14 protein-coding genes, 1 rRNA gene and 1 riboswitch are annotated in these 16,268 nt (G+C 69.2%); of the genes, 3 read left to right on the plus strand and 12 right to left on the minus strand.

Annotated features, from left to right (window positions below):
* The first annotated feature begins 379 nt into the window (after positions 1-379).
* Together ACH4S8_RS10665 and ACH4S8_RS10670 are read left to right on the plus strand one after the other, a co-directional pair.
* On the plus strand, positions 380-973 hold the full coding sequence (locus tag ACH4S8_RS10665) for a hypothetical protein (RefSeq protein WP_398392334.1): 594 nt from the start codon (positions 380-382) through the stop codon (positions 971-973).
* Between the two features lie 397 nt (positions 974-1,370).
* Positions 1,371-1,565, plus strand: coding sequence for a DUF5999 family protein (locus ACH4S8_RS10670; RefSeq protein WP_398392335.1), 195 nt, complete (start codon positions 1,371-1,373; stop codon positions 1,563-1,565).
* Between the two features lie 135 nt (positions 1,566-1,700).
* On the opposite strand, the gene gcvP is transcribed toward ACH4S8_RS10670, so the two are convergent.
* The gene (gene gcvP, locus ACH4S8_RS10675; RefSeq protein ID WP_398392336.1) at positions 1,701-4,586 is read right to left on the minus strand and encodes an aminomethyl-transferring glycine dehydrogenase; all 2,886 of its coding nucleotides are present in this window, start codon (positions 4,584-4,586) and stop codon (positions 1,701-1,703) included.
* 178 nt (positions 4,587-4,764) lie between these two features.
* A riboswitch (glycine riboswitch) is annotated at positions 4,765-4,860 on the minus strand.
* A gap of 112 nt (positions 4,861-4,972) precedes the next feature.
* On the opposite strand from gcvP, the gene ACH4S8_RS10680 reads away from it, so the two are divergent.
* Entirely contained in the window at positions 4,973-5,341 is a 369-nt protein-coding gene (locus ACH4S8_RS10680; protein WP_351866066.1) for a PRC-barrel domain-containing protein, read from the plus strand.
* Between the two features lie 202 nt (positions 5,342-5,543).
* On the opposite strand, the gene ACH4S8_RS10685 is transcribed toward ACH4S8_RS10680, so the two are convergent.
* The 11 genes from ACH4S8_RS10685 to rrf all read right to left on the minus strand — a co-directional run bounded on the left by ACH4S8_RS10685 (position 5,544) and on the right by rrf (position 16,105).
* A complete protein-coding gene (locus tag ACH4S8_RS10685; protein ID WP_398392337.1) occupies positions 5,544-7,061 on the minus strand; it encodes a DNA polymerase IV in 1,518 nt (505 codons plus the stop codon).
* Positions 7,062-7,133: 72 nt separating this feature from the next.
* Positions 7,134-7,808, minus strand: coding sequence for a MerR family transcriptional regulator (locus tag ACH4S8_RS10690; RefSeq protein ID WP_398392338.1), 675 nt, complete (start codon positions 7,806-7,808; stop codon positions 7,134-7,136).
* A 218-nt stretch (positions 7,809-8,026) separates the two neighbouring features.
* A complete protein-coding gene (locus tag ACH4S8_RS10695) occupies positions 8,027-8,500 on the minus strand; it encodes a bifunctional nuclease family protein (protein ID WP_006123076.1) in 474 nt (157 codons plus the stop codon).
* Between the two features lie 86 nt (positions 8,501-8,586).
* Entirely contained in the window at positions 8,587-9,342 is a 756-nt protein-coding gene (locus ACH4S8_RS10700; protein ID WP_398392339.1) for a MerR family transcriptional regulator, read from the minus strand.
* 42 nt (positions 9,343-9,384) lie between these two features.
* Positions 9,385-10,341, minus strand: coding sequence for an FHA domain-containing protein (locus tag ACH4S8_RS10705; protein WP_398392340.1), 957 nt, complete (start codon positions 10,339-10,341; stop codon positions 9,385-9,387).
* A 61-nt stretch (positions 10,342-10,402) separates the two neighbouring features.
* Complete coding sequence (locus ACH4S8_RS10710) at positions 10,403-11,254, minus strand: DUF881 domain-containing protein (RefSeq protein ID WP_398392341.1); 852 nt, start codon at positions 11,252-11,254, stop codon at positions 10,403-10,405.
* 5 nt (positions 11,255-11,259) lie between these two features.
* Entirely contained in the window at positions 11,260-11,592 is a 333-nt protein-coding gene (locus ACH4S8_RS10715) for a small basic family protein (protein WP_003988855.1), read from the minus strand.
* Positions 11,589-12,494 (minus strand): DUF881 domain-containing protein, encoded by a 906-nt coding sequence (locus ACH4S8_RS10720; RefSeq protein ID WP_398392342.1) that lies wholly within the window; start codon positions 12,492-12,494, stop codon positions 11,589-11,591. The genes ACH4S8_RS10715 and ACH4S8_RS10720 overlap by 4 nt, the downstream gene beginning before the upstream one ends.
* Before the next feature lie 98 nt (positions 12,495-12,592).
* Positions 12,593-15,088 carry a sugar phosphate nucleotidyltransferase gene (locus ACH4S8_RS10725; protein WP_398392343.1) on the minus strand — a complete coding sequence of 832 codons (2,496 nt, stop codon included), beginning with the start codon at positions 15,086-15,088 and terminating at the stop codon, positions 12,593-12,595.
* A gap of 118 nt (positions 15,089-15,206) precedes the next feature.
* Positions 15,207-15,815: a CDP-alcohol phosphatidyltransferase family protein gene (locus tag ACH4S8_RS10730; protein ID WP_398392344.1), complete on the minus strand. Its 609-nt coding sequence runs from the start codon at positions 15,813-15,815 to the stop codon at positions 15,207-15,209.
* A gap of 173 nt (positions 15,816-15,988) precedes the next feature.
* A 5S ribosomal RNA gene (gene rrf, locus ACH4S8_RS10735) occupies positions 15,989-16,105 on the minus strand.
* Positions 16,106-16,268 lie beyond the last annotated feature (163 nt).

The raw sequence follows: 16,268 nt of genomic DNA on the forward strand, positions 1-16,268 counted from the left end.
CAAGTTTACCGCCGGAAATGATCTCGTGAAAAACGCCGACGAGAATCGGCCGACCGCTCCGGCGGAGTATTCCGAGGTCACCGCGATTCGATCGCGCAGAACCGGGATGAATCCGTCGTTTCCTCGACCGGATATCGACTTGTTCTCCCTATTCGGGGAGACTAGACGAAACACCGCCTGAACACGTGTCGTATAAACTCCGCTACCGAGGCAGAGAGTTGGCGCTCGCGGTCCCAGGTCCTGTCGTCTCGGTGACGGCGACAGGCGACATCCTGTCGGCAGATCCAGACCCCTCGCCCCACCTCTGACCCGAGAGCTGACAGCGCCGTCCGCCCCCGCCCTCGCGCCACTGTGCCTGTCGAATGAGAGGCGACCCACCATGCCGCTGCACGTACCCCCGGCTCCCGCGCCCGCCCTGCGCACCGTTCTCACGGCACTCGGTTCCCCCACCGCTGTCCGCGAAGCCCGAACCCCGTCCCTGCGCCTGGCGCAGGGACCCGTCACCCCCGAACTCCCGTTGCCCGTCCACGTCCTGGATCGCATCACCCCCGCGGGCGCCTCCGCCACCCGGCTCGCCGGGTGGCGGTTCCTGATCCGCAGCGGCGACCGCGTAGTAGCCGGCGCCGACACCATGCTGACCCCGGACGGCTGGGCCTTCTCACGCTTCTTCGAGGGCCCCTACATCACCGCGACCGAACGCGCCCTGCGACAGGCCGAGACCATGCAACAGCCCTACCAGGCACGCCTGTTGTCCGTGCCCGAGCTGTACATGCTCACGCTCTGGCTGCACGGCGACTGCACCGCGGACGGTGCCACCGGCCATCCCGCCGCCACCGACCTCCTGGTCCCGCTCGCCCCCGCCCCGCCCGGCATCGCCGCCCACCGGCCGTACCTCGTCACCGAACTGCTGCCGGTCCTCACCCACCGGGTCACCCCGGCGCCCCCGGCGCCGCTCCTCGGCTCGCCCGCCTGAGCCTTCGCACCTCACGTCCGCGCCCCGCAGCCGTGCCCCGCATACGGTGTTCCCGACTGCGGGGCACGGCGTTTCCTGCACCCCGGAGAAAGGTTCGCTCGTTAGCGCTCCGGGCCGCTCGTACGAGGGGAAACGCGCTCCGCGCCCGACCGGACTAGCCCGATCCGGCCACCTCGAACCACCCGAAAGGACAGCGCAGTTGGAGTGAACCATCCGCACGGGTGATGCGTCATCAACCTGTGAGAAGCGGTGCCCTCAAATCCCTGCGGATTGGCGCCCGTGGGGCAACACTGGGTTCCGGACCACACCTCAACGGGGGGCGGCGATGAGTACTTCGAGCCGCAAGACAGACACCACAGCCATCACTCACATCTCGACCCAGCGAAAGATCCCATCCATGTGCCAGCACCAGCCACTGTGTCCCTCACACGAATCAGCCGACCGGGAGTCCGCCCGCCTCGTGGTGCATCACCCGGAGCAGGGATGGAGCCTGCTGTGCAACGGCGTTCTGCTCTTCGAGGACACCGGTGAGCTCCTGCCGGACGGCCAGATCATCGCCCCGCACCGCCCGCTGGTGATGACGGCCGCCTGAACCGCACGACCCGGGCGGCCGTGACAGGCCGCCCAGACACATGAGGGGCCGGCCCGGAGACGTACTCTCCGAACCGGCCCCGACGCATGTCCGCGGACGATCACTCCGCGTAGGCGTCCACGTGCCGAGCGCTGATCAGTCCTCGTAGGCGTCCAGCGGCGGGCAGGAGCAGACGAGGTTCCGGTCGCCGTACGCCTGGTCGATGCGGCGCACCGGCGGCCAGTACTTGTCGGCGGCCGAGACACCGGCCGGGAAGACGGCCTCCTCGCGGCTGTAGGGGTGCTCCCAGTCGCCGCCGAGCGCGGCGGCCGTGTGCGGCGCCCCGCGCAGCGGGTTGTCGTCCACGTCCCACTCGCCGGTGCCGACCTTCTCGATCTCCGCGCGGATCGCGATCATCGCGTCGCAGAACCGGTCGAGCTCGCCCAGGTCCTCGGACTCGGTGGGCTCGATCATCAGCGTGCCGGCCACCGGGAACGACATCGTCGGCGCGTGGAAGCCGTAGTCGATCAGGCGCTTGGCGATGTCGTCGACGCTCACGCCGGTCGCCTTGGTGAGCGGGCGCAGGTCGATGATGCACTCGTGCGCGACCAGGCCGCCGGGGCCGGTGTACAGCACCGGGTAGTGCGGCTCCAGCCGCTTGGCGATGTAGTTCGCGGAGAGCACGGCCACCTGCGTGGCGCGCTTGAGGCCCTCGCCGCCCATCAGCCGGACGTACGACCAGGAGATGGGCAGGATGCCCGCGGAGCCCCAGGGAGCGGCCGAGATGGGGCCGACACCGGTCTCGGGACCGGCCTCGGGCTGGAGCGGGTGGTTCGGCAGGTACGGCGCCAGGTGCGCGCGCACACCGACCGGGCCGACGCCGGGGCCGCCGCCGCCGTGCGGGATGCAGAAGGTCTTGTGCAGGTTCAGGTGCGAGACGTCGCCGCCGAAGTGGCCCGGCTTGGCGAGGCCGACCAGGGCGTTGAGGTTGGCGCCGTCGACGTAGACCTGACCGCCGGCCTCGTGCACCTGGGCGCAGATGTCGGCGACGTGCTCCTCGAAAACACCGTGCGTCGAGGGGTACGTGATCATCAGCACCGACAGCTCGTCGCGGTACCGCTCGATCTTGGCGCGCAGGTCCTCGACGTCGATCTCGCCGTCGTCGGCGGTCTTGACGACGACGACCTTCATGCCGGCCATCACGGCGCTGGCGGCGTTCGTGCCGTGCGCGGAGGACGGGATGAGGCAGACGGTGCGCTGGTCGTCGCCGTTGGCGCGGTGGTAGCCGCGCACGGCCAGCAGACCGGCCAGCTCGCCCTGCGAACCGGCGTTGGGCTGCAGCGACACCTTGTCGTAGCCGGTGACCTCGGCGAGCTGGTCCTCCAGCTCGTGGATCAGCGTCAGGTAGCCCTGTGCCTGCTCGGCGGGCGCGAAGGGGTGCAGCTGCCCGAACTCGGGCCAGGTGACCGGCTCCATCTCGGTGGTCGCGTTGAGCTTCATCGTGCAGGAGCCCAGCGGGATCATGCCGCGGTCGAGCGCGTAGTCGCGGTCCGAGAGCTTGCGCAGGTAGCGCAGCATCGCGGTCTCGGAGCGGTGCTCGTGGAACACGGGGTGCGTCAGGTACGCGTCGGTGCGCAGCAGCGCGGCCGGCAGGGTGTCCTCGGTGCTCGCGTCCAGCGCCTCGATGTCGCCGTCGACACCGAACGCGCTCCACACGGCGGCCAGCTGCTCGCGCGTGGTCGTCTCGTCGCACGAGATCGACACCTGGTCGGCGTCGACGGGGTGGAGGTTGACGCCGTTCTCGCGGGCGGCGGCGACGATCTCGGCGGCGCGGCCCGGGACCCGCACGGTGAGCGTGTCGAAGTACGCGCCGTGCACGACCTCGACACCGCCGGCGGTGAGCCCGGCGGCCAGGACCGTGGCGTAGCGGTGGGTACGCCGTGCGATGGTCCGCAGGCCCTCGGGGCCGTGGTAGACGGCGTACATGCCGGCCATGACGGCGAGCAGCACCTGGGCGGTGCAGATGTTGCTGGTCGCCTTCTCCCGGCGGATGTGCTGCTCACGCGTCTGCAGGGCGAGGCGGTACGCCTTGTTCCCGTCAGCGTCCACGGAGACACCGACGAGACGGCCGGGAAGGCTGCGCGCGAAGTTCTCGCGGACCGCCATGTAACCGGCGTGCGGACCGCCGAAGCCCATCGGCACACCGAAGCGCTGGGTCGTACCGATCGCGATGTCCGCGCCGAGCTCGCCGGGCGAGGTCAGCAGGGTCAGGGCGAGCAGGTCGGCCGCGACGGTCACGACCGCGCCGAGCTCGTGCGCCTGCTCGACGAGCGGCTTGATGTCGCGTACGGAACCGGAGGCGCCCGGGTACTGGATCAGTACGCCGTTGATCTCGCGCCCGGCGAGGTCGGCCGGGATGCCGTCCGTGAGGTCGGCGACGACGATCTCGACGCCGGTCGGCTCGGCGCGTGTCTCGATGACGGCGATGGTCTGCGGCAGCGCGTCCGCGTCGACCAGGAAGAGGCCCTTCTTGTTCTTGCCCATGCGGCGGGACAGCGCCATGGCCTCGGCGGCGGCGGTGCCCTCGTCGAGGAGGGAGGCGCCGGAGGTCGGCAGCCCGGTCAGCTCGGCGACGACAGTCTGGAAGTTCAGCAGCGCCTCGAGACGGCCCTGCGAGATCTCCGGCTGGTACGGCGTGTACGCGGTGTACCAGGCCGGGTTCTCCATGACGTTGCGCAGGATCACCGGCGGCGTGAAGGTGCCGTAGTAACCGAGGCCGATCATCGAACCGAGCACCTGGTTGCGGTCCGCGAGGGAGCGGAGCTCGGCCAGTACCTCGGCCTCGGTGCGCGCGGCCGGCAGGTCCAGGGCCTCGGCGTTCTTGATCACATCCGGCACCGCGGCGGCCGTCAGCTCGTCGAGCGAGCCGTATCCGACGTGCGCGAGCATCTTGGCGCGCGCCTCGGGGTCGGGCCCGATGTGGCGCTGCTCGAAGGGGATGCCCTGTTCGAGCTCGGAAAGCGGAATGCGAGGGGCGGTCATGGCGGAGGCCTCCTGGTCTGACGCGACCTTCGAGGGGCACCCCGGCGCGGGTACCCCGACGGCCTCCCCCTCTGTCATCTCAACCTGAGAGTTTCACCGGACAATCCCGCGGACGATCCGGTTTTCACCGTCGGTGAGAGCGGAGGCCATAGACACCCGCTCTGCTTTCCAGAGTGACCTCGTCCGTGCGGTACGTGTGCCTGAGAGATTCCGGGGAGGATTTGCTCCTTCGGCGCCTCCGGTGAAATCCGGAGGACTCTCCCGCACGGGATCAGCAGCCGTTTGCCAGCCTACCAGCGGCGACTGGAGGACAGCTCGAGTGGCCGCCTTCACAGATGTGCTCTTTTGTAGTACTTACGGATGAGTTTGCGACCACTGGAGGGACCGTGCAGACCGACATCGATCCGCGCAACCTGATCGGCCGCAAGGCGTTCGACAGCAACGGCACCAAGATCGGCACGATCGACGAGGTCTACCTCGACGACGCGACCGGCGTCCCGGAGTGGGCGGCCATACGCACCGGGCTGTTCAGCAGGGACGCCTTCGTGCCCCTGGAGCCCAGTGAGATCGTCGAGGGGACCCTGCGCATCCCCTTCGACCGGGCCCTGATCAAGGATGCCCCCGACTTCGGTGTCGGTCGCCACCTCTCCCCCGAGCAGGAGCTGCAGCTCTACCACCACTACGGCCTCGACGTGGCGTCTCCGCCACCGCCGGACCGGGACTTCGGCCGGCTCGCGGGCTCGGAGGACACCTGAGCCCCCGACCCGGGGCCCTACACCCCGGCTCCCACCGCCGGCGACGGCCAGGGTCCTGCGTCCCGGCTCCCGGCACCAGCGACGGCCCGGATCCCTGTCTGCCGTCCCGGCTCCCGGCTGCGGCCCGAGGTCGCACGTTCCGGCCTCTGACGCCGGCGGCCCGGGTCTTATGCCCCGGCTTCCGGCGCCGGCGGCCGGGGTCCTACGCCCCGGCTCTTGGCACCAGCGGCGGCCCAGGGTCCTGCATCCCGGCTCCCGGAACCGGCGACGGCCCGGAGTCCCGCGTCCCGGCCTCTGACGCCGACGGCCCGGGACCCGCCGACGCTCCGTCGGCGTCCCCGGGTCTTCGCTCCACCAGGGGCAGCGGGTCGGCCGGTTCCAGCTGCGGATCGTCCGTCCGGAACGTCCGCACCCGGCCGGGCCCGGAGTAGGGCGTCTCGAACCGCACCGTGACCCTCCCCAGCCCGCTCCCCTGAACCCACCCGTGTCCGAACTCGGCGTGCCGGACGTCGTGCCCGGAGGGCCACCGTCGCTCCGCGGGCGCCGCCTCCCCGGCCGAGGAGGCGGCCGTCCCCGCCGGGGAGGCGGCTGTCCCGGCCGGTTCGTCCACGGCATGCTCCTCGGCCGCGGGCTCCCCCACCGCCGCGGCCTGCGCCTGCGCGAACAGGTCCTCCTGCGTGTAGTCGGCGAGCCCGGAGACGCCGACCCCGAGCAGCCGGACGCCACCGGTCGTGTCCACACTGTCCAGCAGCCGGGCGGCTGCCTCGCGGACGACACCGGGGTCGTCCGTGGGCCCTCGCAGCGTCTCCGACCGGGTCAGCGTCGAGAAGTCGTACCTGCGCACCTTCAGCACGATGGTCCGACCCGACAGCCCGGCCCCGCGCAGCCGCCCCACGCACCGGTCCGCGAGCCGCTGAACCTCCAGCCCCACCCGCACCCGGTCGTGGATGTCCACGTCGTACGTGTCCTCCACCGACACCGATTTGGTCTCCCGCTCGGCCACCACGGGCCGCTCGTCCCGGGCCAGCGCCATCGCGAACAGCGCGTGCCCGTGGGCCTTCCCCAGCAGCCGTACGAGCTCGTCCTCGCCCGCCTCGGCGAGTTCCTCGACCGTGGTGATGCCGGCCCGGCGCAGATGGTCACCGGTGGCCGGACCCACGCCCGGCAGCGTCCGCACCGGCATCGGCCCCAGCAGCGCGCGCTCGGTGCCCGGCTCGATCAGGACGAGACCGTCGGGCTTGGCCTGCTCCGAGGCGATCTTCGCCAGCATCTTGGAGGCGGCGAGCCCCACCGACCCCGTGAGTCCCGTGACGGCCCGGATGTCCGTGCGCAGCTTGGCGCCGGCCAGTCGCGCCGACGCCTCGTCCCACGCCGCGCCGCCCGCCTCCAGGTCCACGAACGCCTCGTCCAGGCTCAGCGGCTCCACCAGCGGCGACAGCGCCCGCAGCAGGGCCATCACCTGCTCGCTGATCTCTCGGTACAGCCCGAAGCGCGGCACGAGATAGGCGGCGTTAGGCGCGCGCCTGCGGGCCTGGGCCATGGGCATCGCCGAGTTCACCCCGAAGACACGCGCCTCGTACGAGGCGGTCGCGACGACTCCACGGGGCCCGAGCCCACCCACGACGACGGCCTTCCCGCGCAGGCTCGGCTTGGACGCCTGCTCCGCGGAGGCGAAGAAGGCGTCCATGTCGAGATGCAGGATCGTGGGCGCGGTTCTCACATCTCCGATGCTGCCCTACGCCACTGACAATGCCCCGGCAGGCCGGGGCATCGCGTCATCGGTCGCGGTACGTCACACCGCGCGGTTGCGCCTGCGCGCCAGTTCGTCGGCGGGATGATGCGCGAGGAGCGTCTCACCGGTGTCCACGCGCTCTCCGTGCAGCTGGGACAGGGCGCCCTCGACGTCCCGCCACACCACGCCCACGGCGATGCCGAAAACGCCCTGGCCACCCTGCAGCAGGGCGTGGACCTCGTCCGGGGAGGTGCATTCGTAGACCGTCGCGCCGTCGCTCATGAGCGTCATGCGCTCCAGGTCCTGGAAGCCGCGCTCCCTCAGGTGCTGGACCGTGGTGCGGATGTTCTGCAGCGAGACCCCGGTGTCGAGGAACCGCTTGACGATCTTCAGGACCACCACGTCCCGGAAGCTGTACAGACGCTGCGTTCCCGACCCGTAGGCGGGACGCACACTGGGCTCGACCAGGCCGGTCCGCGCCCAGTAGTCCAGCTGCCGGTAGGTGATGCCCGCGGCGGCACACGCCGTCGGCCCCCGGTAACCGACCTCCTCGGGAACGGTCCCTCCCTCGTCGGGTACTGCCGCCGGCCGCAGCGGAACGTGATCGGCCGCGCTGCCATGCTGGGGGCGCCCCCCGCTCGAGCCGAGCCGAGAGCTTGGGGGAGGGTACGGGCCGCTCTCTCCCGGACCGCGTCCGGGAGCACCCCCAGCCGTACCGTCGCCGCTGCTTCTCACGCCGACCTCCGTCCTTGACCTGCCTTCTCGACGGTAGGCAGTCACCCGGGGCGCGTCAACGATCGCCACACTCGGCACGCCGAGTGATAATCACCCTAAGAGTGGTTTCCCGTGCCCTACCGCGGGGAAAGGCTAGCCGAATGCTCTCGGCACGGGCCGCGGCACACCACACTCGCCGCGGGCAAATGCCACTCCGAGAGGCCCTCCGCCGGGCCGCCTCACTGGCTGTTGGTGCCGAAGTCCTCGGGAGAGATCTGGTCGAGGAACTCGCGGAACTTCTCCACCTCGTCCTCCTGCTCGTCGGGAATCGCGATACCGGCGTCGTCGAGCACCCCGTCACTGCCGTAGATCGGCGTTCCGGTGCGCAGCGCGAGCGCTATGGCGTCGGACGGCCTGGCGCTCACCTCGACCCCGCTGGCGAAGACGAGCTCGGCGTAGAAGACGCCCTCACGCAGGTCGGTGATGCGCACTTCGGTGAGCTCCTGGCCGACCGCCTCCAGCACGTCCTTGAACAGGTCGTGGGTCAGCGGCCGCGCGGGGGCCATGCCCTGCTGAGCGAAGGCGATCGCCGTCGCCTCCCCCGGTCCGATCCAGATGGGGAGGTAACGGTCGCCTCCCACTTCACGCAGAAGCACGATCGGTTGGTTGGAGGGCATTTCCACCCGGACACCTACGACATCGAGCTCGTTCACACAGCAACCCTAGGCCGTGCCCGGGACGTTTGGGTAGTCGGGCACAGAACGGGTGGACGATCCCCGGCCCGCGCCGGTGGCGCGGATCAGCGCAACCGCACACCCAGCGCGGTCTGGACGAGCGCCGCGTGCAGCTTCACCGTGAGCCCCGCGAGTTCCTTCGTACGGGCCTCCGCGTGCGCCCGGGTCTGCGGATTGCGGTGGCGCCGCAGGGGCGCGACCACCTGGTCCACCAGTCCCGCGTCCCGCTCCGCCGCGGCCTTCATGGCCCGCAGATGACGCGGCTCGATCCCGAAGCGTCCCAGCTCGACCACGAGCGCGGCGACGGTCACCGCCTCCGCGTCGTAGGCACCGTCGGTCAAAGGGCCGATCAGGCCGTACGACTCCCACTCCTGCAGCTGCTGCTCGCCGATCTCCGCGGCGGCCAGCAGCTCCTCGCGGCCCACCCGGGCAACCGTGGGCCCGTCAGGCTCGCCGTAGAGCTCGCCGAGGGGCTCTCCCTCGCCCGCGTCGCGCTGCCGGCCCACGGACGGCAGACGCACCTGCTCACCGCGTGCCAGGGCGTCCAGATGCTCGCGGATCACCTTCAGCGGAAGGTAGTGGTCACGCTGCATCCGCAGGACATGGCCGAGGCGCTCGACGTCGTCCGCGCTGAACTTGCGGTACCCCGACGGGGTCCGCTGCGGCTCGACGAGCCCCTCCGACTCCAGGAACCTGATCTTGGAAATGGTGACTTCGGGGAACTCGTCGCGCAGCAGGCTCAGCACCGCGCCGATGCTCATCAGCCCACTGTCCGCGGCGGCGGTACCGCTACCGGCACCGCCGCTCGGTGTTTGAAGCATGGACATTCCCTCGGTGTCCCCCCGGACGGAGTTGGGGGAGGGTCAGATGCCCCGCTGGCTCGCGTAGAACACCAGCCGGTACTTGCCGATCTGCACCTCGTCACCGTTGGACAGAGGAACCTGGTCGATCCGCTCCCGGTTGACGTAGGTGCCGTTCAGGCTGCCGACGTCGGCGACCGTGAACGAACCGTCCGCGACGCGACGGAACTCCACGTGGCGACGCGACACCGTCACGTCGTCGAGGAAGATGTCGCTCTGCGGATGACGCCCGGCCGTGGTCAGCTCACTGTCCAGAAGGAAGCGGCTGCCCGAGTTGGGGCCCCGGCGCACCACCAGGAGCGCCGAACCGACCGGCAGCGCGTCCACGGCCGCCTGCGCCTCCGGGGAGAGCATCGGCGAGGGCGTCTGGCCCGTCACCTCGGCGTCGTAGGCCTCGATACCGGAGATGGAGATCGTGGACGTCGTCTCCGACGGCCGCTCCGGTCCACCCCGCAGCGGCGCACCGCAGTTGGAACAGAACCGGCTGTTCTCTCCGTTGCGGTTCCCGCACCTCGTACACACCTGGGCCGACATGGACGGATCCTCCTGCCGCGGCTGCCCACCAGGGGCATGGGACGCATACGGATCGGAGGCAAACCCTCCACCCGCGCTTGAGGCTGACGGTTCCCCGAAACCTATGCGCCCCGGCTGGCCAGGGTCAACAGACGACGCGCCCTGACCACCAGGACCGGTGACCTGGTCCCGGAACAGCGGACGATCGCCGCTCTGGGACTCCGCGTCTCCCTGACGCGGTGCGCGATGGCGGGCAGCCGCGTTGTCGCCGCTGTCCTCTCGCGTGCTCTTGCCGAACAACTTCGCAAACAACTTCACGGGCGATTCCCCTTGACCGAAACAGACCCGCCCGTGGGGCAGGACGAACCCTGATTGAACACACCGGTCGACCCGGACATCCTCACAACGTCCGTATCCACCAGACAGTTTCCACCACGCACCACCCATTCGGTGCGCCGACCCCCCGCAACCTCCAGCCCTCGCCCGACGGCCCTCATCCGACCGCCGTTCACCGGGAGGACGACCGAGCGTAGTCAGGCCGCTCCGCCGGTCGCAAGGCATCGACGACGATCTTCGTCGAGCGGTCCACCGTGACGGTGGCCTGCTCCTTCTCCAGTGTCTGCACCACGCCTCCCGGAATGTTCAGCGCCGGCTCGAGATCCTGCGGCTTGCCGATGACCTTGAAACGATAGGGCTGGGTGATCTTGTTCCCATCGACCTTCACTCCGCTTCCGGAATCGGACAGATAGGTACTGGCGACCACGCGCACGCCGTTCACCTGGATCGCCTCCGCACCCGCGGCACGCAGCTCCTGGATGGCGTCGAGCAGCATGTCCGCCTTGACCGTCCCCTTCGCGTCGTCGATCGTCAGATTGATGCCGGGGCCCTGCGCGGCCACGGTGCCCGCCAGAATGCCGAGTTGCTTCTCCTTCTCGACCGTCTGCTTGCGGGCCTCCTCGGCCTGGTCCGAGCTGTTCTCCAGCTCGGTGCGCTGATCCTCGAGTCCCTGCTTCTCGTCCTCAAGACGCTGAGTCCGGCTGTCGAGTTCATCGAGAATGCGCACGAGATCTTCCTGACGTGCGCCGCGCAGCGCGCTGTCTCCGTCACTGTTGGACGCCACCTGGACGGCCAGGCCGAAACCCAGGCCGAACAGCAGCACGGCGACGATGAGTTGGGCCCGCGACACCCGCGGCGGCCACAACCCCTTGACCAGCCTCTGACGGCCGGAGAGCGAGGGCACGCCCTCCTCCTCCGCCTGCTGCGGCTCGGACTCCTCCACGGCTGCCGGAACCTCTTCCGGCAGCTCTCTGCGCAGCGGGTTCTCGGGGGTCTCGTCCTCGTTCTCGTTCTCGTTGCTCATCGGCCTCACGCCCGGAACACGTGCCGGCGGATGGCCGCGGCATTGGAGAAGATCCGGATGCCGAGGACGACCACGACACCCGTGGACAGCTGGGCACCCACGCCCAACTTGTCACCCAGGAAAACGATCAACGCGGCGACGACCACGTTCGACAGGAACGAGACCACGAAGACCTTGTCGTCGAAGATGCCGTCGAGCATCGCGCGCAGACCGCCGAACACGGCGTCGAGCGCCGCCACGACAGCGATCGGAAGGTAAGGCTCGACGACCGCCGGAACCTCGGGACGGACCAACAGTCCAGCCACGACTCCCACGACGAGGCCCAGTACGGCGATCACGGTGTGCCCTTCTCTGTGCTCGGCTCTGCTGTACGTACGATCACACTCGGTGCGGCGGTCAACCGGACGTCCCCCTCGGTGGAGATGCTGGTCCGGATGCCGTAGTTCTCCTGCAGGGCATGCAGATACAGCCCGTCGGCGCTGTTCTGGAACCTGGTGCTGAGCCTTTGGCCGTCCCCCACCGCGAGCACCGTGTACGGCGGCACCAGCGGCTTGTTGTCGACCAGTATCGCGTCACCCGCGGCCCGGATGGCCGACAGGGCGGTCAGTCGCCGTCCGTTGACGGAGATGGCCTCGGCACCCGACTCCCACAGGCCGTTGACCACGCGCTGCATGTCGCGGTCCCGCACCCGTCCGGTGTCGGAGAAACCCGAGGTCTCCCGCGGATTGGAGCCGTCACCGCCCGTGCTGGCCTCCTTGGCGTCGTCCACGACGAGCCTGACGCCCGGTCCGTGCACATCGGTGGCACCGGACAGGATGCTCACGAGGTCGGCCTGCTCACCGCCGTCCTTCTTCAGCGCCGCGCGCTGGCGGGCGCTGACATCGGCGCGCAGGGTGTCGACACCGCTCTCCAGCTTGTCCGCGGCCGTCGTCTCGCGCTCGATGCGGTCGATGAGCTCCTGGCGCTCCTTGGCGACGACGGGGGCCGCCAGCCGGGCGTTCGCCGCCCCCACGGTGACCACGAGCGCGGCCAGGACCAGACCCACGGCAAGACCCGCCTTGGCCCGGAGCGTCTTCGGCATGCCGCCGGCGCCGTCGGCCTCCTTGCGGGCCGCCGCTTCGGCGTACCCCTCGTCGAGACTGTGGTCCATGACGTTGGTGAGCAGCGACATGGAGGCGTCCGGGCGCGGGAGGCGCGGAGCGCTGCTCCGAATGGGGGGCTGCTGCGGCATGCCGCACATCGTCGCACGTCGCGGGTGCTACCTCCGAATGGCCCCACCAACGTGCCGGACAGGCCCCTTTGGGGGCACTTGTCCGACACGTACGAGTGAAGATCGTTTCAGCGGCCGGCGCTGTCCACGACGGCCGACCACTCGTCGAGCAGAGCCTCCGCGGAGGTGTCGTCCGGGCCCTCCGCCCACAGATGCGTGACGGCCTCGGCGGGATCCGGCAGCACCATCACCCAGCGCCCGTCCGCCTCCACGACCCGGACACCGTCCGTCGTGTCCACGAAGCGGTCTCCCGCCTCCTCCACGACCCGGCGCATCACCAGCCCCTTCACGGCCCACGGGGTCGCGAGATCCCGCTTGATGACATGCGCCCGCGGAATCCGCGCGTCGATCTGGCTGAGCGTGAGCTGCGTCCGCGCCACCAGACCGATGAGCCGTACGAACGCGGCCGCGCCGTCGAAGACGCCGCTGAACTCGGGAATGATGAACCCGCCGCGTGCGTCGCCGCCGAAGATCGTCGACTCCTCGCGGCCGACCCTGGTCAGATCGTCCGGCGACGTGGTCGTCCACTCCACCTGCGTGCCGTGGTACGCCGCCACCTGCTCGGCGATCCGTGTGGTCGTGACCGGCAGTGCCACCCGCCCGCTGCGCCGCTCCGCGGCCACGAGGTCGAGCATCACGAGCAGGGCCCGGTCGTCCTCGACGATCCGCCCCTTCTCGTCGACGAGCGAGAGCCGCTCGCCCACCGGGTCGAAACGCACGCCGAACGCGGCCCGCGCGGACGCGACGATCTCGCCCAGGCGCACCAGGCCGGCCCGCCGTGTCTCCACCGTCTCGGTCGGCCTGGACTCGTCGAGTCCGGGATTGATGACCAGGGAGTCCACACCGAGTTTGCCCAGCAGGCTGGGCAGTACCAGTCCGGCACTGCCGTTGGAGGCGTCGACGACCACCTTCAGCCCGGAATCCGCGATCCCGGTGGTGTCGACATTGCGCAGCAGTGATCCGGTGTACGAGTCGAAGACACTCGCGGGGAAGTGCAGGTCCCCGATCTCGCCGGGGAAGGCGCGCCGGTACTCCTGGCGCGCGAACACCCGGTCCAGCTTCCGCTGGCCGCCCTGGGACAGGTCCGCCCCCTGCCCGTCGAAGAACATGATGTCGACGGAGTCGGGCACTCCCGGAGTCGTCCGGATCATGATTCCGCCGGCACTGCCCCGGGCCGTCTGCTGCCGGGCCACGGGCAGCGGTACGTTCTCCAGGTCGCGTACGTCGATGGCGCTGGCTTGCAGCGCCGAGATCACCGCCCGCTTCAGCGCGCGAGCGCCTCGGGAGTGGTCGCGGGCCGTGGTGACGGTGGAGCCCTTCTTGAGGGTCGTCGCGTAGGCACCCGCCAGGCGCACGGCCAGCTCCGGGGTGATCTCGACGTTCAGGATCCCGGAGACGCCACGAGCGCCGAAGAGGTGGGCCTGGCCGCGCGACTCCCAGATCACCGAGGTGTTGACGAAGGCGCCGGCCTCGATGGTCTTGAACGGGTAGACGCGGACGTTGCCCTGAATGATCGATTCTTCACCGACGAGGCACTCGTCGCCGATGACGGCGCCGTCCTCGATGCGGGCGGCCCGCATGATGTCGGTGTTCTTTCCGACCACACAGCCGCGCAGATTGCTGTGCTGCCCGATGTACACGTTGTCGTGGACGACGGCCCGGTGCAGGAAGGCGCCGCTCTTGACGACGACGTTGGAGCCGACGACGGTGTGTTCGCGGATCTCGGCGTTCGCCTCGACCTTGGCGTAGTCACCGATGTAGAGCGGCCCGCGCAGCACGGCGTCGGGGTGCACCTCCGCGCCCTCGGCCACCCAAACGCCCGGGGAGATCTCGAACCCGTCGAGTTCGACGTCGACCTTGCCCTCCAGGACGTCGGCCTGGGCCTTCACATAGCTCTCGTGGGTGCCGACGTCCTCCCAGTAGCCCTCGGCGATATAGCCGTAGACGGGCTTGCCTTCCTTCATCAGCTGGGGGAAGACGTCGCCGGACCAGTCGACGGAGGTGTCGGCCTCGACGTAGTCGAAGACCTCGGGCTCCATGACATAAATGCCCGTGTTCACCGTGTCCGAGAAGACCTGGCCCCAGGTCGGCTTCTCCAGGAAGCGTTCGACCTTGCCTTCCTCGTCCACGATGGTGATGCCGAATTCCAGCGGATTGGGGACGCGTGTCAGACAGACGGTGACGAGGGCGCCCTTTTCCTTGTGGAAGTTGATGAGTTCGGTGAGATCGAAGTCGGTAAGGGCGTCACCGGAGATGACGAGGAAGGCATCGTCCTTCAACGCCTCCTCGGCGTTCTTGACGCTGCCGGCAGTACCGAGTGGCTTCTCCTCATTGGCATAGGTGAGCTCCATGCCGAGCTCTTCGCCGTCACCGAAGTAGTTCTTGACCAGGGAGGCCAAGAACTGGACAGTGACGACGGTTTCGTTGAGCCCATGCCTTTTCAGCAGCCTGAGCACATGCTCCATGATCGGGCGGTTCGCCACGGGCAGGAGCGGCTTGGGCATGCTCGAGGTCATCGGACGAAGGCGTGTGCCTTCGCCTCCGGCCATCACGACGGCCTTCATGTCGGAAGCGTCCTCCTTGAAGAGACGACGGTACAGCCGACTTCACCCGTCCTGATTGTCCCGCAGTTCTCGAGCGGGGGCCATCGGGGCACTGCACAGCCGCCCAATCGGGCCGAGCTCAATCGGTCATGGTGTCCGCCCTGATCAACCGGCGGACCTGCACCACGTAGAGGACTCCTGCCCACCAGTAGAGGGTTGTACCCCATCCGGCGAACGCCCATCCGAAAATAGCGCCGAGTGTCGCGATCCAGCCGCTCGCGTCACTGAGCAGCAGCAACGGGAAGGCGTACATCAGGTTGAAAGTGGCGGCCTTCCCGAGGAAGTTCACTTGCGGCGGCGGATAGCCGTGGCGCCGGAGGATCCACACCATCACCAGCAGAACCAGTTCGCGTGCGAGAAGCGCGGCCGTGAGCCAGATCGGAAGGATCTCGCGCCAGGTGAGTCCGACCAGCGTCGACAGAATGTAGAGCCGGTCGGCCGCGGGATCCAGCAGCCGGCCGAGGCTGCTGATCTGGTTCCAGCGCCGGGCGAGCTTGCCGTCCAAATAGTCGCTGATGCCGCTCAGCATGAGGACGAGCAGCGCCCAACCGTCGCTGTTGGGACCACCGAACTCCGGCCTGAGGATCAACCACAGGAAGAGGGGTACGCCGGCGAGACGCGCCATGCTGAGGATGTTCGGGATGGTGAGGACCCGGTTCGTCTGAACGCGGGTCTCCTGGACCTCCACCCGGGGGCCTCCTGTGGGAAACGAGCCAACGATGCCCCCTGACCTTACCCGCAGCCCCGGCGTCACAGCGCAGGGGGGAGGCGGGAGTGGGGGGCGTCATCAGGAAATGATGCCGGAAAACAAAAAAGCTCCGGCTCTCGGGGAAATTCCCGAGAGCCGGAGCTCTAATTTTAGTTCGGCGGCGTCCTACTCTCCCACAGGGTCCCCCCTGCAGTACCATCGGCGCTGTGAGGCTTAGCTTCCGGGTTCGGAATGTAACCGGGCGTTTCCCTCACGCTATGACCACCGAAACACTATGAAACTGTCAACCGGAGCCGTGGCCAGACGGCTACGACGGTTGTTCGTGGTTTCAGAACCAACACAGTGGACGCGAGCAACTGAGGACAAGCCCTCGGCCTATTAGTACCAGTCACCTCCACCCGTTACCGGGCTTCCAGATCTGGCCTATCAACC

Origin of the sequence: Streptomyces sp. NPDC021080 (genome assembly GCF_044333225.1) — a bacterium.
Taxonomy (GTDB): Bacteria; Actinomycetota; Actinomycetes; order Streptomycetales; family Streptomycetaceae; genus Streptomyces.